We start from the raw sequence: 19,322 nt of genomic DNA, 5'->3' as shown, positions 1-19,322 counted from the left end.
TGCAACCTCATGGGTGCGCCTCCTGTTTGCGAGTCTTGCTTTGTCCGGCAAAGGCTTCCCTCGAGAGGGCCTGCAAGAGCCCCATAGCCACCCCGGCCATCAGCATGGAGTTGCCGCCCATGCTGACCATGGGCAGCGGCGAGCCACCGATGGGTACTGTGCCGATCACGGCGGCGATGTTGAGGGCGGCTTGCAACACCAGGTACAGCGTCAGACCCAGGGCCAGCACGCTTTGGGCGCCTTCTAGGTTGGCGGCGATTTGCAGCCCTCGAGCCAGAATGAGCCACCAGGCCAGCAAAACCATAAAGCCCGCCAGCCACCCCCCCGACCAGATGATTGAGGCCAGGATAAAGTCGTTGTGGGACTCCGGCAGGTTGGGCATGCGCGAACCCACCCCCTGCCCAAACGGCCCGGCGTTGACGATGATTTTGTGGGCCTGGGTGATTTGGTATAGCGGCCCCCGGATGACCTCTGGGCTCAGCTCGTCAACCCGCCCGCTGATGTAGGTGCTCCAGCCCTCGAAACGGTCGCGCACCTTCTCGAAGCGGTGCAGGTACAGCCCCGAGACCGAGAGCGCCAGCACCCAGGCCGCCAGCCCAATGGCCAGCAAACGCCGCCAGGGCACCCCGATGACGATCAGCAAGAAGCCTGATAGGAGCAACACGAACAGGCCGGTGTCCAGGTCGGGGGAAGCGATGATCAGCCCGGCCGCCAGGCTGATGGCCAGGATGGGGCCGATGATGGGGTAGTCGGTGGGTTTGTTGTGGAAAAAGGCAGCCAGGTAGAGCACCACCGCCAGCTTGGCCAGCTCCGAGGCCTGGATGTTGAACGAGGTGAAGGGTAGGTCGATAAAGCGACGCTCGCTGCCCGGCCCAAAACCTACCAGCAGGTTGGCGAGCAAAAGCCCCAGCGATAGCAGAAAGATGGGCCGAGCCGTCTGGAGGGCCCACTGGGGGCGCAGGCGCGAGACCAGTAGCATCAGGGCCAGCGAGAGGGCGATGTTGCGCAGGTTCTCCAGGCTGTGCTGCTCAGGGGCGGCCCGCATCCAGTCGGAGGTGGCCACCCCCAGGGCCGAGAGGGCAAACAGCAGGAGCTGGGCCAGAAGCAGGATGCTATCCATGGCTTCCTCCCAGCTCCATGACCACTTCCCGGAATACCTTGGAGCGCTCCTTGTAGTCTTTGAACTGGTCGAAGGAGGTGGCCAGGGGGGCCAGCAGCACGCTGCCGGTAGTGAGCCGCCGGCGGGCCTCGAGCACCGCTTCGCGCAGGGCTTTGCGCCCGTCGGGCTCGCTGATCTCCACCACCTCCACCCGGCCCCGAAACGGCGCGGCCAGGCGGGGGCCATCCCGACCCACCGCCAGAATCAGCCGCACCTTGCGCTCCACCACCCCCAGGAGCTCGGCGGCCGGTGCGCCCTTGTCCACACCCCCCAGAATCCAGGCCACCGGCCCGGGGGCCGCTTCCAGGGCCATGCGCACCGAGTCGAGGCGGGTGGCGATGGAGTCGTCGATGAACTGCAAACCGCCCATGCGGGCAAACACCTCGTAGCGGGCCTCGGGCTGGGGGGCGCTGGCCCGGTACGGGGCCAGGCCCTGTGCGCTGGGCTCGACCGCCCAGGTTCGGCCTGGCTGCTCGCGCTGGACGATCTGGGCATAGGCCAGGGCTGCTTGCAGGGCGGCGTTCAGATTGGTTTCGCGGGGGCTATTGGCCGGCTCAAAGGGGTAGCGACGGGCTGGGCTTCCCTCGATGCCTGCCAGAATTCTGGGGTCTTTGGCGTTGTAGACCAGGGCATCCTCGGCGGTGAGGTTCTTGATCAGGTTGAGCTTGGCGGCGTGGTAGGCCTCGAGGCTGCCGTGGCGGTCGAGGTGATCCACGCCCAGCAGTAGGAGTACCGCCACCCTGGGCCGGAAATGCACGACGCGCTCGAGCTGAAAACTGCTCATCTCGGCCGCGACCACCTCGGCGTCGTCCACCACACTGGCCAGGGGGGGATCGATGTTACCCCCTTCAACCGCCTTGAAGCCCAGCGCCCGCAAAAAGTGCCCGGTGAATAGGGTGCAACTGGTCTTGCCGGCGGTGCCGGTGATGCCGATGAGCGGGGTTTGCGAATGCCGGTAGACCAGCTCGGCCTCGCCGATCACCTCGGCCCCTCCCTCCCTGAGCGCGGCCAGCCGGGGGTGCTGGATGGGGACGCCAGGGGCGGCGATTACCTGGTCGTAAAGGCCGGGGGTGGGGTTGGGCTCGAGGGCAAACCCCAGCCTTAGAGCCTGCTCAGCCTCCTCGGGCTTGAGCTTGTCGTCGTAGAAGGCAGCCGAGAGGCCGTGCCGCTGCAGGTAGGCCAACACCCCCAGCCCACTGCGACCGAGCCCGTATACCAGCCGCCTCATCCCATCCCTCCCCACAGGTGCACCGCCAGGGCTGTGCACAATGCGGTGACAACGACAAAGCGAAAGACCACCTTGCTCTCAGGCCAGCCGGACAGTTCGAAGTGGTGGTGCAGCGGACTCATGCGGAAGAAGCGTTTTCCAGTACGGCGGAAATAGCTTACCTGGATGACCACCGAGAGCACCTCCAGTACCGGAATCAGCGCGGCCAGCGGCAGCCACCACAGCTTGCCCTCCAGGATGAAAAGCCCTGCGGTCAGCGCGCCCAGGGCCATGCTGCCGGTATCGCCCATAAACACCGTGGCCTTGGGGGCGTTGTGCCACAAAAAGCCCAGCAGCGCCCCCACCATGGCCTGGGCGATGGGCAGGCCCACGAAGGGCAGCAGTATGACCGTGGTGACGCTGGCCAGCAGCCCGTCCACCCCGTCGGTAAAGTTGAAGGCGTTGCAGGCGGCTATCACCACCAGCGTAAAGATCAGAACATCCAGCACGGGGTAGGGGGTGTACTGCACCTGGCGCGCGGCCCATACGGCGAAGATCAGGCTCATCAGCGCCTGCACCACCAGCTTCTCCCGGGCCCTCAGGGGGCGGCGCAGCGAACCTGCCAGGTCGTCGGCTAAGCCCAGCAGGGCCATGCCCAGCACCAGCAGCCAGAGCCCCGCCCACTTATCGCCGCCCGAGAGGCCGTACACAACCCCCGCCGCCAGCAGAAACGCCACCCCGCCCATGCTGGGGGTGCCCATCTTAGCCAGGTGGCTTTGCGGCCCATCGGCCCGCACCTGCTTGCCAAGCCGCAGCGACTGCATGAGGGTAATCCAAAGCCCCACCAGGAACCAGCTCAGGAGCAGTGCCGCTGCGAGGGTGTTCATGGTACCTCCAAACGGAAAAGGGGTCGGGTGTTTGCCATACCTGCTTGGAGTTCCAACCGGTGCGCGGTATCCAGGTTAAGCTGCAGGGTGCGCAGGCGGCCCGCCTCGAGCGTGTAGAGGTAGGTGCCGTCGGTCTCGAGGCCCTTGTACACCCCGGCTCGGAAGCCCAGTTGAAGCCCCTCCGGGCTTAGCCGGTAAATTCCCTCGGAGGTAAGCACGTAGAGGTCGTCTTGCACCACGGCGGCCTGCACGCCAGCGGGCAAAGGAACCCGCAGGTTATCGGGCAGGCGGAGGGCTTCACGCCCAAAGGCGTACACGTAGCGCTCGCTGGCGGCCAGAAAGCTAAACCGGCCTTCGGCCAGCAGGCGGCGCCCCAGGTAGAGGCCCTGCTGGTCGATCCAGTAGACGCCCTCTTTGGTGTAGAGCGCGTCTTTGGCCTTGTAGGGAAGGGTGCCCAGCCCCGGCACAAAGAGGCGGTCTTCCAGGCCTACCAGCGGGAGCGGTTTGGCCCGCACGAAAGCGGGAACCCCCGGCAACGGCTGGCTCTCCTGGATGAGGCCATCTTGATAGATCAAAAGCTGGAAGGGATAGGCGGCCAGGAGGGTGGAGCCGCTGCGCGCCACCCAGGGGGTGGGACTGGGCAGGGCCAGTTGCAGCGCCCCGGCCCGCACCACCCGGCCTTCCACCACCCCCCCTTCAATCAGGATGGGTGTGCTGGTGGGTGGGGTAACTGGCTGGGGTGCGTAGGCTACCAGCCAGAGGCCACAGGCTGCCAGTCCGGCCCTCATGCCCCCTCCTTTGAATGAACAGCCGCTGCTGGATGCTCCTTGGGCCAGAGCTCTAAAAGGCGCTCGAGGCCCACGCTGCGCGAGGCTTTGAGGTAGACCAGGTCGCCGGGTTGAACTTTGCCAAAAAGCAACTGCACCGCCTCCTCGATGGTTTCTACGGCGGTTCCACCGGCTTCGGCGGCCTGCTGTTTTGCAAACGGGCCGACGAAAACCAGGTTTGGGCTGACGGCAGCAGCCAGGCGGGCGGCCTCGAGGTGGTGCTTTAAGGCTTCCTGGCCCAGCTCGGCCATGCGCCCCAGCACCAGCCACTTGCGGCCAGGCTGCGCCTGTAAAAACGCCATTCCGGCCTTAAACGACAGGGGGTTGGCGTTGTAGGCATCGTGGATAAAGTCGATACCACCCAGCCGCAGGCGCTGCATCCGGCCGGGGGGCAGCCGGAGGGCGGCCAGCCGCTCGATGGTCTGGGCGAGGGGCTTGTCCAGCATCCGGGCGACGGCCAGCGCAGCCAGCGCCCCCATCACCGGCCCCACACCGGGGTAGGGGAGGTGGACAACCTTTCCCTCGAAGCGGAAGCGGGTGGCCTCGAGGCCCATCTCGACCCCTTCGGCGCGGAAGTCGCCGGCTTCGATGCCATAGGTGACCAGGTTGGGTAAGTCCAGCAGCTCAGCGGCCTGCACGCTGGCCAGCCGCAGGGGGCTGACCTGCAACAGCCAGCTTTCCTCCCGAACGACGTTCTCGAGGTTCCCCAGCCCTTCCAGATGCTCCACGCCCAGGCCGGTGAGCACCCCGATATCGGGTCGGGCCAGGTAGGTCAGTTCGGCCATTTCCAGCAGCCGGTCGATGCCCAGCTCCACCACACAGCCTTCGGCCGGCTCCAGGTGGAAAAAGAAGCGCGTGAGGCCGGGGGCGTTGTTAAGATTGCCTTCCGGGGCCGGCCAGGCCAGCCCCTGGGCCAGGCATTCCTTGGTGGTGGTCTTGCCCGAGCTGCCGCCTACCGCCAGCACGCTTCCCCTGAACTGATCCCGCAAGGCCCGCCCAACCGCCAGCAAGGCCCGCTCAGGCCTGGCCACCTGCACCGCACCGGGGTGGTTCAGGTCGCTGACCACGAAAGCGGCGCCGGCTTGCACAGCCTGCTGACCGAACTCGCGCCCATGCGTTCGGGCGCCCGGCAGGGCGAAAAAGGCCACCCCCGGGCCAACCTGGCGGGAGTCCCAGTGCAGGTCGTGGGCCACCGAGGCACCGGGGTGCACCTGGCCGCCGGTCAGACTGGCCACCCATTCAGGGCGGAGTTCCTTAGGAGTGTTGGACGGTACCATAAGCCCATATGAGTGTTTTGCTCAACATACACAAGATGCACATCAATGAACCAGTTTACTGGTATTGGGCGAGGCTTCCAACTGCGGCTGGGGTGGAACGCCCCAGAGCGCGAAGAGCCGGGCCGCAATCTCGCGGTAGATGGGGGCGGCCACCTGGGCTCCGTGGATGCGGCTGCCCTTGGGATGGTACAGCGCGACCACCACGGTCACGCGTGGGGTATCGGAGGGGATGAAGCCGGCGAACAGGGCAGTGTACACACTGCTGCTGTAGCGGCCATTCACCACCACCTGGGCGGTACCGGTTTTGCCGCCCAGGGTGTAGCCGCGGAGCTTGGCGTTCTCGGTTATGCCCTGGGTGAGGGCCTGGCGGATTGCACGGGCCACCTGCGGTCGGAAGACCGCCTTGCTTTGCGAGGTGTTGCCCTCGAACAGGATGGGCTGGCGGTAGACACCATCGGCGGCCAGGGCGTTGTAGGCAGCGGTTAGGTGCAGGGGGGTAATCAGAAAACCCTGCCCAAAGGTGGCATTGGCGTACTCGGCAGGCCCCCAGCGCTGTATAGGGCGCACCTGGGGGGCGGCTATCTGCACCGCAATTGGCGGCTGGTAGGACAACGGTGGAAGAAGCTGGTCATCCAGAAAGTGTAGCTGCTTGAAGAAATCGAATAGGGTCTTGGGTGGAATTCGCTCGGCCAGGGTGGTGATGCCCACATTCGAGGAGTACTTGAGCACCTCGCTCAGGGTGAGGGTCTCGGGGTGCCGTACCACGTCGTTGATCGTCCAGCCAGCCACGCGCCGGCTCATGGGGGCATAGACCTTGGTGTCCAGCCGGGCCACGTTTTCTTCCAGCAGCACGGCAGCGGTCAGGGCTTTGATGGTTGAGCCCGGCTCGAGCGCATACATAAAAGCGTGGTTGCGCCAGGCGATGTCCTTGCGAATATCGCCCCGGGGGGCCGTGGGGTCGAAGGCTGGGCCATTGGCCACCGCTAAAAGTCGGCCGGTCTGGCTTTCCATAACCACCGCCGTACCCCAGTCGGCTTTGGCCGCCTCGAGGCCCTTCCACAAGGCCTGCTCGGCGATGGCCTGCACCTGGGGGTCGATGGTCAGGCGCAGGTTCTGGCCCTGGGCCAGCAGGGGCTCCAGATCGAGCTCGAGGCCCGAAAGCCCCTTGCCCCCGCTGCGCTCGCCAAAACCGACCAACTGGGTTGCTGAGAGTCCCAGTGGATACAGCCGGGTCTCCTGGGGCGTGCTCAGGGCTAGGGGGGTTCCATCGGCGGCCTCCAGACGGCCGCGAACCGCTGGTGCGGCTTGGGCAGTAGGGGGGCGTAGCAGCAGGCTTGGGGCGTTGTGCCACAGGATATAAAAGCCATACCCCAGCCCCAGCATAAAAGCCACTATGGCCAATAGCACCACCCTGCCTCGGTTAAGGGTGGCCTGCTCGTGGGTGCCCAGTTGGTTCAAGGGGTGCTCCTTTCTGGCCGCACCCAGCGGCCCAGACTCATGGGGATAAAGCCGTTGGCCTCGGCCCAGGCCCGCAAGGCCAGGGGGGCGGTGAGCTGGTAGCGCTGCAATAGCAGCCGGGTCTCCTTTTGCTGTAAGTCCGCTTCTTTCTGTTCCAGAGCGGCCAGGTTTGCGTTGAGCTGTTGATTGTAATGCCCCAATGCGGTCAGCCCGGTCAGCAGCAGCAAATACACCATGCCCCACCGCAATACCGTTTTCATGGGTTGCCTCCGTCTATGCGCTCGGCCACGCGCATCTTGGCACTTCGGGCTCGAGGGTTTTCGCGCTGTTCGGCCTCGGAAGGCACAATGGGTTTCTTGGTAAGGGGTTGCAGGACTGCGGATTCCCGCAAGAAATGCTTGACCAGACGGTCCTCCAGCGAGTGAAAGCTGATGATTACCAGCCTTCCACCCTTCCTCAGCACCGCTTCGGCGCTCCGCAAAAGCTGCTCCAGGGCGCCTAGTTCATCGTTGACATAAATCCGCAGGGCCTGGAAGCTTTTGCGGGCCGGGTGGCCGGCTTCCCGAAAACCTGTGGCCCGGCGGATGACCTCGGCCAGTTGGGTGGTGGAGGTGAAGGGGCGGTTCTCTACAATGAAGCGGGCGATGCGGCGCGCACGCGGCTCTTCACCGTATTTGAAAAGAATGTCGGCAATTTCCTCCTCGCTATAGCTATTTACTACCTCGGCGGCGGTCAGGTCGCCCGAGCCCATACGCATGTCCAGCGGGCCCTCGAGCTGGTAGCTAAAGCCGCGCTGGGGGTCGTCGAAATGGAAGCTGGACACCCCCAGATCGGCCAGGATGCCGTCCACCTGGCCGATACCTAGCTTTTGCAGTTGGGGCAGGAGTTCGCTAAAGTTGGCCTCGACCAGGGTTAGGTTGGGCAGGCCCAGCGCTTTGGCCCGCGCGATGGCCTCTGGATCCTGGTCGAAAGCGACCACCCTGCCCCCCCGCTCGAGGATGCCCCGGGTGTGGCCTGCTCCGCCCAGGGTAGCATCCACATAGACCCCACCGGGCCGGATTGCCAGCCAGTCCAGGGCTTCCTGGTAGAGCACCGGGGTATGGTTCATGCTTGGCCCTCCCGGCCACGAGGCAGGCTGGGTTGAGAAATACAGGTGATGGCGCGCATACATGCTTCATCCAATCAGGCCGCGCAGAGCCTCGGGGGTGGTGGGGTTTTCGACAAACTTGGTGATGGTGGCCCACCAGCGGCTCTCGCTCCAGAGCTCGAGGCGGGTAGGGGCGCCGACCACAACGGCCTCGTTGGTATCCTCGAGGCCGGCAAACTTGCGCAGGGGCGGGGGAATGGTTACCCGTGAAGCGCTGTCCATCTGGGTTTTGTGGGCTCCTGAATACAAAAAGCGCACCAGCTCCTGCGCGTCCCGATCAATCAGCGGTACGTTTTGCAGCTGTCGCTCGATGTTGCTCCAGGCCAGCAGGGGGTACATGTAGAGGCAGCCCTCGAGGCCCCGGGTAATCACCACCCCATCCTCGATAAACGAGCGGAAGGGCTGCGGAATCACAACCCTACCTTTGTCATCGAGGCTATACTGGTGTTCACCGAAGGGCATCTCGTGTTCTCCTGTTCTCCTGTGCAGATTCGGTTTTTAGGGCTCGTCTCGCCACGAGCGTTTCCCACCGGAGGTGCTGTTCTGAACCGTAATGTACCACGCAATCCCCACTTTTTACCACTATCTCCCACCTGACTCCCACTTTTTCCCACCTTCGGGGTTCAAATTGGGCGGGTTTCCCACCAAATCCACCCCACCCCCGAAGGCCCCGGGTGTGGGCGTGAAAACATTGTGTAAGACGATAAAAACGCCATCACACCCGGCGCCGGGTATCCTGTATTGCTACGAGATAAGCTTCTGTTACGCGCCACGCTAAATGTCACCAGTTGTTACGCGCCACGCTAAATGTCACCAGTGGAAGAACCGGAATGAAGCGGAATGAAGCGGAAAAATGCCGTATGGAACTGCAAAAAAGTGAGATCGAGGTGGAAGCGCCTGAAAACTGGGGCGCGCCACGCTAAATGTCACTAACGCCCATTTTGCGCCACGCTAAATGTCAAAACGAAACGCGCTATTTTTCACTATGTGGGTATTATGAAAACAATGAGTACAATAAATTTAGCAAAAAACAGAAATGAGAGTCACTAATACAAAAATAAAAAATCAAACGAAGCAGCCCAACACACTAGAATAATGCGATAAACGTGGCAAAAATAAATAAAATAGCATTGCGTGTACTAAGTATATAATGTAGTGCTAGCCACTCCGCCATTTTGTACTAAGTCAAGAAAATTTCTCATAAAGCCACTCCGCCAAAATAGACTAAGTCAAATAAAACCAAATGGCGGAGTGGAAAAAACAACGTCCAGCAGCCTAAAAAGTTATAACCTTATTACTTAAAACGCCACTCCGCCATGACGGAGTGGGTGAAACATACAAAAATAAGCTAAAAAACCTGTGTACAACAGATAAAAATCGTGAAACATAATTTTCCACTCCGCCAAAAGTGAACAATGCTACATTGGCGGAGTGGGTGAAACATCAAAAAGTTGCTTTTTTGCGATAACAAAAGCAACCCGGCGTGAAACATATTGCGTAAAAGTAACCAAAGCCACAGTGAAATAGCTGCACTCATAAATAGGCCAAAACTATCATGAGATTCTAATACGATAAAGGGCAATTATGAGAGAAAAAGATTAAGATTTGACCCCCACCCGGGTCAGGGTGGGGGTTTGAGGTAGCGCTTCTCGAGCCACAGCGCCCGGCGCACCTGGCTGCGCAGCTCGTCTATGTCCTGGCTGGCTGGCTGGTGCAACCAGTATTCGACCAGGGCGGCGTACTGCTCGAGGGGACTCGGGGCCTCATCTACGATCAGCCCCTGATCGGAAAACCCAGCTTCTCCATGACGGCCTCGACCACCTCGGTGGCATAGCCCGGCTTGTCGGAAAGCAGGGCCTCCCACTCGGCCCGCTGCGCGGGCTCGATGATGGCCAGGGTGAAAAACGCGGTGGCCTGGGTGGGGCTTTTGCGGGTGCGGGCCACCAGGGCGTCGATCTGGGCGGTGGTGGGTTTCTGGAAGGCAAACTTCCTGCCCTCCGGGGTCTCAAAAACGTGATAGGCGTTGGATTTGTCGGCCATTTATCTCACTCCACCAGGGCGTCCTGGTCGTTGGACTTCAGGCTCAGGTACTGGAAGCTCAGGGTAACGGTCAGTTCGTCGCCGTCTTCTTCGATGTTGTCGAAGCTGCGCTCGGTAAAGATGCAGTCCTGCAGTACGTCGGTCTTGGGGTTCCCATCCCCCTTGTCGTAGCTGACCACGATCTCGAAGGGGTCGATGTTGTACAGGCCCTTCTGCTGGATTTCGGAATCCTCCAGCATGCGGTCATACTCCTCCCGCAGCAAGACCACCTGCCCATCCTTGCCGCTGTAGCGCTTCAGGCGGTATCCGCGCGGGCGCAATCCCTTGCCGTACACCTTTTCGGCCCCTCGCTCGTCGCCGTAACTGATGGACTTCACATCCACCAGGGTGCGGCCCTTCAGGTTGAGGGTGATGTGTTCCCAGTCGTAGTATCTGCCGTTAATCACGATTCACCTCCTAGGCCGCCAGAAAGGGGTTCTCGAAGCCGATGTCCAGGGTGATCTCCCGCAGATAGCCCAGCGGGACGATGCGCACCTGCACCCGCAGGGACGAGCTGGCCAGGATGTCCTGGCCGGGGGGAATGATGACCCGGCCCCGCACGATCTCGCCCTTGCTCTGCATGATGCGCAAGGGGGTATTGGCGCGGGCCACCAGGGTAGCCAGGGAGGCATTGAGATCGAGCGGATCCACCCCCTGCTGCACGAAATCGAGCAGGGCCTGGCGCACCTGGGTGGTGGCCTTGTTCATCACCCGCCGGTTGGGCACGATCTTGTAGTCGCTGGTGGGGGCGGCGGCCATTCGGTCGTCCACCACGAACCAGCCGTCCCGGCCAATCAACTTATAGATGGTGGTGAAGCCAGCATTGTCCAGGGCCAGGGCGTGGGCGTTGTTGAAGCTGGTGGCCTTGCCGTACTGGCCCGTGGTGAAGGGTGCGGGCACCACCAGCCCCGCCAGGGGGCCCTGCTGCACCCAGGAGGTTTTGATGTGCACGGGGTTGCGGCTGCTGCGGGCAGCGATCCGCGAGGCCAGACTCTGCACCTCGAGGCGACCGCTCAGGGTATCCACCACCTCGCCCCAGGCGGCCACGATCTGCACATGCTTGGAGGCGAAGCTGGCCTTTTCCGCCAGCCGGGCGTTGACCCAGGCATCTGCATCGCTGCCCGGAGGAACGGTTTCGGCCACGAAGTAGATGTAACGGAATTGGTTTTCCGCCTCCAGGGCCAGCGCATCCAGGGCCGCCCACATGGCGGCGTCGCTGGGCTGGGCCAGCTGGATGTACTCGTAGAGCAGGGCCGAGCCGAGCGCGGCCCGGATGGCGGTCTGGGCCGCCGATACGCTACACCTGGGCGCTGTCACCGCAAACTTGTAAACATCGCCCAGCACGTAGCTGCCCGCCGCGAAGTTGAGGGTCAGGCCGGTGCCGGGGATGACGTAGGTGGCCGCGGTGGCGATCTCCAGGCTGAGGCTGTCGCCCCCGTCCAGGCTGTACACGAACGCCGATGTGCCCAGTGCCCCGGCGCGGGTGATCCGCACCTGCAAATCGTAGGCATCCAGCGGGCTGCCCGTGATGGTGACCGCAGGGCTGGCGGGGTTGCCCGCGTCGGGGGTCACGGTGCCAGCCACATCCGCGCTGGCCCGCACCGCGTAGACCTGGCCCCCGCCATAGGCGAGCTGGTCGGCCACCGCCCGCGCCAGCGGGCCCGTGCCCAGGGTGGAGGGCACCGCGCCCAGGTCGGAAAGGCCAATCACCTGGTTGAGGGGCCCCGCGCTGGAAACCCCCACCACCACCCGAGCCCCATCCCCGGACGGGGCCACTGCGCCCAGGCCGCCATCCTGAATAATCGGATAAACACCCGGCAGGCTCATCTACTTCCTCCATCGGTGGGGCCTTTCAAAAAGCGCTCCACCGCCTTCAAAAACACCTCTTCTTTGACCCGAAACCCGATGGGCCAGCGCTCGCGCACCCGCACACCGGCCAGGGCCCAGGCCTCCACGCCGTGCTGAGCTGCCAGCTCCTCCACCGTGGGCAGCTCCAGCGGTTCTTTATCCTTCTCACTCGCCACTTGCGCCTCCTTCAATTTCGCGCTCGATCTCGACCGTGATCGGGGTCCAGGCGTTGTCGCGGTAGATGCCGATTTCGACCGGGATCTCGAGCCAGATACCGTTCTGGGCAATGAGCACCCCCTCCTCATCCTGGTAGCTGAAGCGGATGCGCTCCGCCGGAACCTTGAAGCGCACCCCCGCGCTGTCCACCAGGGTGTGATCGAACAGCCAGGTCAGAAAGCCCTGGAGAATCTGGTTCAGCTCCGGCTCGTTGCGGGCGTACAGCTCACAGCGCATATTGGCCCCGCCCAGCCACAGCCAGCGGCGGGAGCGCACAGGGGTCTGCTCTACCGACAGCCGTTTGCCGGCCCGGTTTAGCTCGCCCTGCAGCGGGTAGAGCCAGGCCGACAGGTCTGTGGGATACGCCTCCCCCCGATTTCGCTGTTCCTGACGGATATACCGCTCCGGCAGCCCGGTGGAGACCAGGCCGCGGGTCAGGTGCTGGCGAACCAGGCTAACCACCCAGGGCCTCCTTCAGGATGCGCTCGATCTCGGCCTCATCTGCTTTCGAGATGCCCAGGTAGGGGCGGGCCGGAATGCGCACCCCGCGCCCGCGGCCCGCCAGACCGCCGAACTGGTGGATGGCGGCGTAGACCAGGTTGGTGCCGACGGCCACTTTGCTGCCGTCCCGCCTGGCGGTGATGGAGTTGCGCAGGCGGCCCGATTGAATCAGGATTTTTCGCTTCTCCATTCGCTCCAGTGCCTGCTTTCGCAGCCCACCAGACTTCTTGAAATCTTTTTTGCGCGGGGCCACGGTGGCCGCAGCCAGGGGCTCCCAGGGCCGCCCATCGGGGCCCTTCTGCTCGTTGAAGCGCTGGATGGTGGAGGAGACCAGGGCCTCCCCCACGCTGGCCGCCGCGCGATCCAGCCGGGTAGCGGCCAGTTTGCGCAGCGCGCGGTTGAGTCGGGTTACATCCCCCACGATCCGCACGCCCATCAGAAGTCCTCCAGTTTCTCGCGGGAAAATACCCGCCTGGCCGCGCGTATGCGGGGCAGTACCCCCTGGGGCACCGCAGGCCCGTCGGAGCCGCTGTTGCCGCTGAAGGTCAGGCTGGTTTTGCCCAGGGCCAGGTCGCGCAGCCAGCGCAGGGCGTCCTCGTAGTTCTGGCGGATGGTCTCGTCGGCGGTGCCGGGACGGATGCCCCGGCGGGAAAAGAGCTTGTACTTGACCACGTCCATCGCTTTATCGCGCAGCACATCCGGGATTTCCGGCAGGGGCAGGGTGTAGCGCTGGGCCACGTAGGAGTTGACCTCGGCCACCGCCTTGCGGATGTCCTCCTGGATGCGGGCCTCTGCGGCGGGGGTGATGGCCTTCTCATTCTCGTCGTCCACGAGATAGATCAGCACATCCTCCGCCAGGTTGGCCCGTACATCCGCGATGGTGAACATGGTCTAACCTCTTAATTAAGCGCCGGTGCTGCCGTAGGCCAGCTGCCAGAAGGCGTACCCGGCATTTTTACGGTCATCGAATCCGTAGACGTACTCCTTGCGCTTGAAGACGTTCTCGTCGGTGGGGCGATCCAGCGCGGTGAATCGCGGCTCCTGCCGCACCTGCAGGATCAGGGGCTTGACCGCCCGGCTGGTCTCGAGCAGGAACCAGTAGGCCGAAGCAGCGCCCGACAGCTCGGGTACTACCAGCAGACGTGCTTTTTGATAGTTGGGGTTTTCCCCGCCACCGGAGAGGGTACGCAGCGCCACGATACTCTCGGCGGTGGCCCGCAGGTCGGGCCCCACCACCAGCAGCGGGGCCCGCTCGCCGGTGCCCATGAACAGGCGCATGGGCCGCCCGGCGGCGTTGGGAATCTTCTGCATCTGGGCCAGGGCGGCCTCGAAGTTGGCCGCGGTCAGGGGCACGTTGCCCCGGTTGCTGACGGTCTGCTTGCCCACCTTGTGGTCGGTGGCGAAGAAGGTCTTGCCGTCGTAGCAGGTCTGGGTGAAGCCGGCCTTGAGCACATCGAATACCAGCTGATCGCGGTGATAGGCCACCTCCTCGCCCAGCATGCGGAACATGGGGGTGTACACACCCAGGTTGTCGTCCTCGATGTCGTTTTGTTTGACCGCTACGGTCAGCTCGAAGTCTCGGTTCTTGATGGTGTAGCTGGACTCGCTCAGGTTTTTGACGTCCCGTTCGTCCAGCCATTCCTTCATTCCTGGAACGTTCGCCAGCCAGCCATAGGTGTTGGCGCTGGTGTTGCTGGGCGCCTGCATGGCGATCTGGTTCCATTGCAGATCGACCTGGGCGAGGGCCTCATAGGCCAGCGCGCGGAAGCTGCGACGCAGGCTGGCAAGGTTGGCATCAGTGATGATCACGCACTACCTCCATTAGCGGGTATCCACCCAGACCCCATCGGGTTCAATATCCACAACGCGGCCTGCCCGGGATTTGGTGTTGCCACCGCTGGTGCGGCAAACAGTCTGGTCGTCGGTGATGAAGCAATCGGCCCAGAGGTCGGCCTGGGTGATGGCGTCGGCAGAGTCGTTATCGAACTTAAACACGCCGCGACGCACCAGCACGCTGACCGCGCCGTTGGCCCCGCCCGTGTTGTCCGCGGTTTCCTCTGCGCGGCCTACTACCCGCAGGTTTAGGGCGGTGTGGCCAGGGGCGGCGTAGCCCGCATCCACCACGACCAGGGTGCCCTGGAAAATCTTGGTGTTAGCCTTTACTGGGATCAGAAATAAATCCCCTTCACGCATGAAGGTGTCGCGCGGGGTGGTAGCAGCAGGCATTACTCATCACCTCCGTATTTAAGTAGAGCTTCCTTAGAAACGCCCACCAGCTGCGCCACGGCCAGATCGTTGTCGCTCAGCGCGGCGCGCTCCTGCTTCTGGGCAGGCTGTAACTGCGGTAGCTGGGTGGGCACGCGGGGGGGCAGGGCTTCCAGGGCCATGCGGGTGGCCTCGAAGTCGCTGGCGGCCAGGCGCAGGAACAACTCACGCTGGTTGGGCAGGATGCGCCCGTCCTCCAGCGCGGCCTCCACCAGGGCCTGGATGCGCTGCTGCTCGCGTTGACGGGCCTCCTGCTCCAACTGTTGGCGCAGGCGGCTGACCTCGTCGAGCACCTGCTCGTTGGCGGCCAACCGGATGACCCGGGCCCGCAGCTCGGGGGTCACGGTGGCGTCGCTGAGGCCGAGCGATTGCACCAGTAGATCGCCCAGCTGGGCTCGGGCTTGCAGAGCCTCCAGCGCGGCGCGCACCTGCTCCTCCCCGGCATCCGGGGGGAGTCCTACCATCTGTCTTAACCAGTCCATTTTTTCCTCCATACCGATCCGGCGTTGCCACTGCGTGCCGGGGCGGTTTGTGAGCGCGTGCGAGTGGTAGCCGACGACGTGCCCGTCCTCGGTGTGGAGCAGCACCGGGGAGATGAAGGCGAAGGCCCCCTTCATCACATCCGCCGCCCCTTCCGGGGTCCACTCAACCAGGCCATACACATAACCCTCTTCGACCACCACATCCTGAATAAAGCCAGCGGCTGGGGCTTTGTCCCGCTTGCCAGCCTCCACATCCAGCGTGGCGTGGTGCCAGTCGAGCACCCAGGGCCGGCCATTCTGGCGCAGCTGCTCCCGCACTGCCGCCAGACTGGCCTCATCGAACACAAACCGGCGGCCATTGCCGAAAAACTCACCGAACGGATGCAGCGGAATCCGATTAGGGACGCCACCGTCCTGCAAGGATATCTGCGAAGTGACGCCGGAAGAGGTCAGGGTGTGCAAACTGAACCTCCCAGGGGAGCCGCTCGAACAACTCCAAAGGCAAACCCGTTTTCAACCGCCAATAGCTGCGGTTTTCTAATCGTGCGGTCTGTGGCGAAAGCGGCCATGCGTCAGGATGCGGCTGGGGTGCTGGTCTGAGGGCCAGAGCTTTTACGAAAGGTGCCATCGGCGTTGAACCGACTCACCACCCAGTCAATGAGGAATCCCAGCAGGGCATCGGGAATAAAGCCGGGCCAGTACCCCAGAATGCCCGTCACTACTTCCTTTACCCGAGCTATTGCAGCTTCCTTTTTCTGCGCCCCTGGCTGGCCGTCCATGATGTCTTCCACGACCAGCACCACCAGGCCCAGCGCGGCGTAGACGAGCTTGGCGACAGCCAGGATTGATGCGAATTTCAGCACACACTTCCTCCTTTGGGCCAAACAAAACCCCCGGAGCTTCCTCCGGGGAATGTCTGGCTAGGTTATCTCTAATATAGCATGTAGCGGTGGGCCGCGCAGCTATTCCTCTACACCATTCAGCGCCCCCTGCACCCAGACCACGCGCCCGATGACCTCGTCCACGTCCTCAGCAGGAATAACCGGTGGGGCGGAGTTGGTGTAAAGGGGATTGAGCGACATTAGCCGCCTGCCAAACTTATCCTCCTTCAGAGCCTTGCACACAAAACTCCCATCCACAAGGCGGGCTACCACCACCTGGCCGCTGCAACCCTTATCGGCCATATTTACCACGATGATGTCGCCATCGCAGATGGGCCGCTTGCCTCCGCACATCGAGTCGCCCCTGACCTCATATGCCGCAAGCGGGCGCCCTTTGGCCACAGCGGCGGGAACGTAGACGCTCTTTAACGTGGGCTCGAACTGGCCGGGGCCAGCGCCTACGACACCGAAAACCTTTACCGTCCCACAGGCGATAGTCCGATCCTGTTCAGACACTCCAGGCGCGTCTGGCTCAAGCCGAAAAATTAGGTCTTGAATGGGACGCTCGAGGAATCTAGCAAGAACTAACAGGGTGTCTACTGATGGCTTTACCCAAGTCCCCTTCGGAGAAACTCGTCCCCTAACAAGATGATACAACGTCCCTCTCGAAATACCCGACTGCTTAGCGAACTCCTCAAGGGTGTTAATACCTCGCCTCTTCATTGTCTCAAGAATCCAATCATTGAAAGGGCCTCGTAACGGCCCTGGTTTGCGTTTTGCTAGCGCAGCTTCCAGGCCATTGACAGATGTGGGTTCCATATGTAGCATCTTACTAATGCTCCATATGTTGCCAAGAGGTGTTTGCACATGAAAAAGCAGCTTTACGATCTGATGAGCCAACACGGGGATACTCCACGATCGCTAGCGGCGAAGGCAAACCTGGCAGTAGGAACCATCGAGCACATCCTGGCGGGTCGCCGGGGCAAGCGCGTCAGCTTCTATGTGGTAGAGCGTATCGCTAAGGTTTACGGCGTAAGCACCGATTTTTTTTCATCTGAAACGCCACATATGGAGACAACACGTCTATGACAGCGCGTTTTGTTTCTATCCCCGAAGCCGCGAGAGTCCTTAGTAAGGGCATTCGCACCATCGAACGATATCTGGAGCATCCAGATGTCGAATCCACCCTGGTTGAGGTTCCCCTCGAGCGCGGCGGCTACACCCGCAAGCGCCTGGTCAACCTGGATTCCCTGCGGCGCGTATTCGAGCAGAACAGTCCCCCTATCCTGCAGTCGCCCCTGGAAGAGCCGCCTGCCCCATCAGATACCGCACCAACTTCCCAGCCGGAGATCACCCCTGAGCGCATGCAGCAGGCCCACCGGCTGATGAGCTGGCTGTTGCCCTTCTACGCCGAATACCGTGCGGCCAACCCCGGCGAGAAGAACCTTCTTCTGGAGCAGGCGGCCCAGCAACACGGCTACTCCAAGAGGCAGGTGATCCGCCTGGTGCAGCGCCTCCAGCATTCCCAGCTGTCCGAACAGGCGCTGTCCCGGCGTATGCGGCGGGACGCCGGGGTGGTTCGGCTGCCACGGGAACTCTACGAGCTGGTGGTGGGCCTGTGGATGACCTACCCCCGCTACAGCGCCCCCCGCATCCGGCGCATCATCGAACTCAACGACCCAAACCTGCTGCGCTACCGCCCCTTCCCCAACAGCCGGGACTGGAGCGTCCTGTCCGCAACCACCATTCGGCGCATCCGCAAACAGATGGAGTCTGACCCCGTACTGCGGGTCACGCTGATGGACGATCGCGCCCGCAAGGAACACCTGCGGGTCTGGAGCGGGGAAATCCTCACCGAGCGGGCCAACCAACTCTGGATGGTGGACATGACCCGCTGCGATGCGTTTGTGTACGACCCCTACACCAACCACGTGCTGCGGCTGCGCATCCACGCGGCCATTGACGTGTTCAGCGGCGCAGTGCCGGCCTTCGTATTCTCGCGCGACGAGGACCAGGCCGCCACCGACCGGATGCTCATGCTGGCCCTGCTGGAAAAGCCTGAGCCCTGGCGGGCCCACTGGCCCATCTGGGGCCGCCCGGAGCGCATCTACTGGGACAACGGCAAGGTTTATCGATCGGAGAAATCCGAGCGCATCCTGGCCGACCTGGGCATCGAGTCCACCCACTCGCGGCCCTACGTCTCGCACAGCCGCGGCAACATCGAGCGCTTCTTCGGTCTCTTCCACCAACAGTTCGAGGCGGGTCTGCCGGGCTACGCCGGCTCGGATGTGCACGAGCGGGATCACCAGCGCCTGGCCCGGCTGTTGCACAACACCCGCCGCTGGATGGCCGAGGGCGGCCCCGACCCCTACCCCGAGCGCCTCCTGACCGAGGAGGAGTTCAAGCACCGGGCCCTGCTGTGGCTGACCCAGGACTACCACAAATCACTCCTGGGCAGTCAAACCCGCGAGGAATTGTTCGTGCAAACCGCAGCCAACAGCAGCCGGGTGCGCTACGACTTCGGCGACCTGATGCTGCTGTTTTCCCGCCAGGAGACCCGGCGGGTGCGCGGCAACGGCACCATCACCCTGCGCGGGCGGGCCTGGGGTCTGCCCGACGGCAGCCTGATCCGCTACCAGGGCATGGACGTGGTGGTGCTCATCAACGAAATCCTCCCGGCGGCCCAGTACACCGCGGCCCTGCCTCGGCGGGACGGCAGCCTGCAGATCCTGGGCGCACTCGAATCCCAGAACTGGAGCGCCCTGGGCGAGGAAGCCCGCGAGATGCGGCGCAAGCTGCGGCAGCAGATTCGGGATATCCACGCGGCTGCCGACGAGATTCGGGCCCAGTTCATGAACCCTATGGTGCGGCTCGACCAGGCCCTCTCCCGCCGGGCCCCCGACCTACCCCAACCCGAAACCTTGCAAATCTCTGGCCCCCAGGCCCGTTTAGACCCGGCGCCAGGCGACCGCGAGGTGGAGCAGGCCCTGGCAGAGTTCCTGGCTGCAGGCTTCACCCTGGACGACGAATTATACCAAATCTATGTAGATAATAACTCATGCCAAGCAAAGCCATAGCCCTACACGCC

23 protein-coding genes are annotated in these 19,322 nt (G+C 63.1%); 2 read left to right on the top strand and 21 right to left on the bottom strand.

What is annotated here, in order from left to right; all coding sequences use genetic code 11:
* Positions 1–7: 7 nt before the first annotated feature.
* The 21 genes from ABWU19_RS01180 to ABWU19_RS01080 all read right to left on the bottom strand — a co-directional run bounded on the left by ABWU19_RS01180 (position 8) and on the right by ABWU19_RS01080 (position 16,957).
* On the bottom strand, positions 8–1,120 hold the full coding sequence (locus ABWU19_RS01180) for an FtsW/RodA/SpoVE family cell cycle protein (protein WP_024050303.1): 1,113 nt from the start codon (positions 1,118–1,120) through the stop codon (positions 8–10).
* Positions 1,113–2,387: a UDP-N-acetylmuramoyl-L-alanine--D-glutamate ligase gene (gene murD / locus ABWU19_RS01175; protein ID WP_024050302.1), complete on the bottom strand. Its 1,275-nt coding sequence runs from the start codon at positions 2,385–2,387 to the stop codon at positions 1,113–1,115. Before murD ends, ABWU19_RS01180 begins: the two co-directional genes overlap by 8 nt.
* Entirely contained in the window at positions 2,384–3,253 is an 870-nt protein-coding gene (locus tag ABWU19_RS01170) for a phospho-N-acetylmuramoyl-pentapeptide-transferase (protein WP_024050301.1), read from the bottom strand. Before ABWU19_RS01170 ends, murD begins: the two co-directional genes overlap by 4 nt.
* A complete protein-coding gene (locus tag ABWU19_RS01165) occupies positions 3,250–4,041 on the bottom strand; it encodes a hypothetical protein (protein ID WP_435899960.1) in 792 nt (263 codons plus the stop codon). Before ABWU19_RS01165 ends, ABWU19_RS01170 begins: the two co-directional genes overlap by 4 nt.
* Positions 4,038–5,357, bottom strand: a complete 1,320-nt coding sequence (locus ABWU19_RS01160; RefSeq protein WP_024050299.1) for a UDP-N-acetylmuramoyl-tripeptide--D-alanyl-D-alanine ligase — start codon at positions 5,355–5,357, stop codon at positions 4,038–4,040. Before ABWU19_RS01160 ends, ABWU19_RS01165 begins: the two co-directional genes overlap by 4 nt.
* Positions 5,358–5,399: 42 nt before the next feature.
* Complete coding sequence (locus tag ABWU19_RS01155; RefSeq protein ID WP_435899959.1) at positions 5,400–6,815, bottom strand: peptidoglycan D,D-transpeptidase FtsI family protein; 1,416 nt, start codon at positions 6,813–6,815, stop codon at positions 5,400–5,402.
* Positions 6,812–7,075, bottom strand: coding sequence for a hypothetical protein (locus tag ABWU19_RS01150; RefSeq protein ID WP_013014252.1), 264 nt, complete (start codon positions 7,073–7,075; stop codon positions 6,812–6,814). Before ABWU19_RS01150 ends, ABWU19_RS01155 begins: the two co-directional genes overlap by 4 nt.
* Positions 7,072–7,923, bottom strand: coding sequence for a 16S rRNA (cytosine(1402)-N(4))-methyltransferase RsmH (rsmH, locus tag ABWU19_RS01145; RefSeq protein WP_435899958.1), 852 nt, complete (start codon positions 7,921–7,923; stop codon positions 7,072–7,074). Before rsmH ends, ABWU19_RS01150 begins: the two co-directional genes overlap by 4 nt.
* A gap of 66 nt (positions 7,924–7,989) precedes the next feature.
* Positions 7,990–8,424 carry a division/cell wall cluster transcriptional repressor MraZ gene (mraZ, locus tag ABWU19_RS01140; RefSeq protein ID WP_027877656.1) on the bottom strand — a complete coding sequence of 145 codons (435 nt, stop codon included), beginning with the start codon at positions 8,422–8,424 and terminating at the stop codon, positions 7,990–7,992.
* A 1,311-nt stretch (positions 8,425–9,735) separates the two neighbouring features.
* Positions 9,736–10,002: a DUF6848 family protein gene (locus ABWU19_RS01135; protein ID WP_027877655.1), complete on the bottom strand. Its 267-nt coding sequence runs from the start codon at positions 10,000–10,002 to the stop codon at positions 9,736–9,738.
* 5 nt (positions 10,003–10,007) lie between these two features.
* Complete coding sequence (locus tag ABWU19_RS01130) at positions 10,008–10,448, bottom strand: hypothetical protein (RefSeq protein WP_027877654.1); 441 nt, start codon at positions 10,446–10,448, stop codon at positions 10,008–10,010.
* A 10-nt stretch (positions 10,449–10,458) separates the two neighbouring features.
* On the bottom strand, positions 10,459–11,868 hold the full coding sequence (locus ABWU19_RS01125; RefSeq protein WP_435899957.1) for a DUF2586 family protein: 1,410 nt from the start codon (positions 11,866–11,868) through the stop codon (positions 10,459–10,461).
* The gene (locus ABWU19_RS01120; RefSeq protein WP_043982033.1) at positions 11,865–12,065 is read right to left on the bottom strand and encodes a hypothetical protein; all 201 of its coding nucleotides are present in this window, start codon (positions 12,063–12,065) and stop codon (positions 11,865–11,867) included. Before ABWU19_RS01120 ends, ABWU19_RS01125 begins: the two co-directional genes overlap by 4 nt.
* Complete coding sequence (locus ABWU19_RS01115) at positions 12,055–12,567, bottom strand: hypothetical protein (protein ID WP_043982031.1); 513 nt, start codon at positions 12,565–12,567, stop codon at positions 12,055–12,057. Before ABWU19_RS01115 ends, ABWU19_RS01120 begins: the two co-directional genes overlap by 11 nt.
* Positions 12,560–13,042, bottom strand: a complete 483-nt coding sequence (locus tag ABWU19_RS01110; protein ID WP_187388602.1) for a phage virion morphogenesis protein — start codon at positions 13,040–13,042, stop codon at positions 12,560–12,562. The genes ABWU19_RS01115 and ABWU19_RS01110 overlap by 8 nt, the downstream gene beginning before the upstream one ends.
* Positions 13,042–13,494 (bottom strand): gp436 family protein, encoded by a 453-nt coding sequence (locus ABWU19_RS01105; RefSeq protein WP_051529382.1) that lies wholly within the window; start codon positions 13,492–13,494, stop codon positions 13,042–13,044. Before ABWU19_RS01105 ends, ABWU19_RS01110 begins: the two co-directional genes overlap by 1 nt.
* Before the next feature lie 15 nt (positions 13,495–13,509).
* A complete protein-coding gene (locus tag ABWU19_RS01100) occupies positions 13,510–14,415 on the bottom strand; it encodes a Mu-like prophage major head subunit gpT family protein (protein ID WP_435899956.1) in 906 nt (301 codons plus the stop codon).
* Between the two features lie 12 nt (positions 14,416–14,427).
* Positions 14,428–14,832, bottom strand: a complete 405-nt coding sequence (locus ABWU19_RS01095) for a hypothetical protein (RefSeq protein ID WP_435899955.1) — start codon at positions 14,830–14,832, stop codon at positions 14,428–14,430.
* On the bottom strand, positions 14,832–15,815 hold the full coding sequence (locus tag ABWU19_RS01090) for a phage protease (RefSeq protein ID WP_435899954.1): 984 nt from the start codon (positions 15,813–15,815) through the stop codon (positions 14,832–14,834). Before ABWU19_RS01090 ends, ABWU19_RS01095 begins: the two co-directional genes overlap by 1 nt.
* A gap of 110 nt (positions 15,816–15,925) precedes the next feature.
* The gene (locus ABWU19_RS01085) at positions 15,926–16,216 is read right to left on the bottom strand and encodes a hypothetical protein (protein ID WP_277188926.1); all 291 of its coding nucleotides are present in this window, start codon (positions 16,214–16,216) and stop codon (positions 15,926–15,928) included.
* 99 nt (positions 16,217–16,315) lie between these two features.
* Positions 16,316–16,957, bottom strand: coding sequence for a helix-turn-helix domain-containing protein (locus ABWU19_RS01080; RefSeq protein ID WP_435899998.1), 642 nt, complete (start codon positions 16,955–16,957; stop codon positions 16,316–16,318).
* 144 nt (positions 16,958–17,101) lie between these two features.
* On the opposite strand from ABWU19_RS01080, the gene ABWU19_RS01075 reads away from it, so the two are divergent.
* Both ABWU19_RS01075 and ABWU19_RS01070 read left to right on the top strand, forming a co-directional pair.
* Positions 17,102–17,323, top strand: a complete 222-nt coding sequence (locus ABWU19_RS01075; protein ID WP_027877645.1) for a helix-turn-helix domain-containing protein — start codon at positions 17,102–17,104, stop codon at positions 17,321–17,323.
* The gene (locus ABWU19_RS01070; protein ID WP_435899953.1) at positions 17,320–19,311 is read left to right on the top strand and encodes a DDE-type integrase/transposase/recombinase; all 1,992 of its coding nucleotides are present in this window, start codon (positions 17,320–17,322) and stop codon (positions 19,309–19,311) included. The genes ABWU19_RS01075 and ABWU19_RS01070 overlap by 4 nt, the downstream gene beginning before the upstream one ends.
* Positions 19,312–19,322 lie beyond the last annotated feature (11 nt).

Source organism: Meiothermus cerbereus (assembly GCF_051297115.1).
Lineage (GTDB): Bacteria > Deinococcota > Deinococci > Deinococcales > Thermaceae > Meiothermus > Meiothermus cerbereus_A.
This window is presented reverse-complemented; position numbering and strand designations above follow the sequence as displayed.

Coding starts and splice junctions, on each gene's coding strand:
- rsmH (WP_435899958.1), bottom strand. CDS start 7,923: ATGAACCATACCCCGGTGCTCTACCAGGAAGCCCTGGACTGGCTGGCA.
- ABWU19_RS01180 (WP_024050303.1), bottom strand. CDS start 1,120: ATGGATAGCATCCTGCTTCTGGCCCAGCTCCTGCTGTTTGCCCTCTCG.
- ABWU19_RS01150 (WP_013014252.1), bottom strand. CDS start 7,075: ATGAAAACGGTATTGCGGTGGGGCATGGTGTATTTGCTGCTGCTGACC.
- ABWU19_RS01165 (WP_435899960.1), bottom strand. CDS start 4,041: ATGAGGGCCGGACTGGCAGCCTGTGGCCTCTGGCTGGTAGCCTACGCA.
- ABWU19_RS01075 (WP_027877645.1), top strand. CDS start 17,102: ATGAAAAAGCAGCTTTACGATCTGATGAGCCAACACGGGGATACTCCA.
- ABWU19_RS01160 (WP_024050299.1), bottom strand. CDS start 5,357: ATGGTACCGTCCAACACTCCTAAGGAACTCCGCCCTGAATGGGTGGCC.
- murD (WP_024050302.1), bottom strand. CDS start 2,387: ATGAGGCGGCTGGTATACGGGCTCGGTCGCAGTGGGCTGGGGGTGTTG.
- ABWU19_RS01170 (WP_024050301.1), bottom strand. CDS start 3,253: ATGAACACCCTCGCAGCGGCACTGCTCCTGAGCTGGTTCCTGGTGGGG.
- ABWU19_RS01135 (WP_027877655.1), bottom strand. CDS start 10,002: ATGGCCGACAAATCCAACGCCTATCACGTTTTTGAGACCCCGGAGGGC.
- ABWU19_RS01125 (WP_435899957.1), bottom strand. CDS start 11,868: ATGAGCCTGCCGGGTGTTTATCCGATTATTCAGGATGGCGGCCTGGGC.
- ABWU19_RS01110 (WP_187388602.1), bottom strand. CDS start 13,042: ATGGGCGTGCGGATCGTGGGGGATGTAACCCGACTCAACCGCGCGCTG.
- ABWU19_RS01070 (WP_435899953.1), top strand. CDS start 17,320: ATGACAGCGCGTTTTGTTTCTATCCCCGAAGCCGCGAGAGTCCTTAGT.
- ABWU19_RS01105 (WP_051529382.1), bottom strand. CDS start 13,494: ATGTTCACCATCGCGGATGTACGGGCCAACCTGGCGGAGGATGTGCTG.
- mraZ (WP_027877656.1), bottom strand. CDS start 8,424: ATGCCCTTCGGTGAACACCAGTATAGCCTCGATGACAAAGGTAGGGTT.
- ABWU19_RS01095 (WP_435899955.1), bottom strand. CDS start 14,832: ATGCCTGCTGCTACCACCCCGCGCGACACCTTCATGCGTGAAGGGGAT.
- ABWU19_RS01080 (WP_435899998.1), bottom strand. CDS start 16,957: ATGAAGAGGCGAGGTATTAACACCCTTGAGGAGTTCGCTAAGCAGTCG.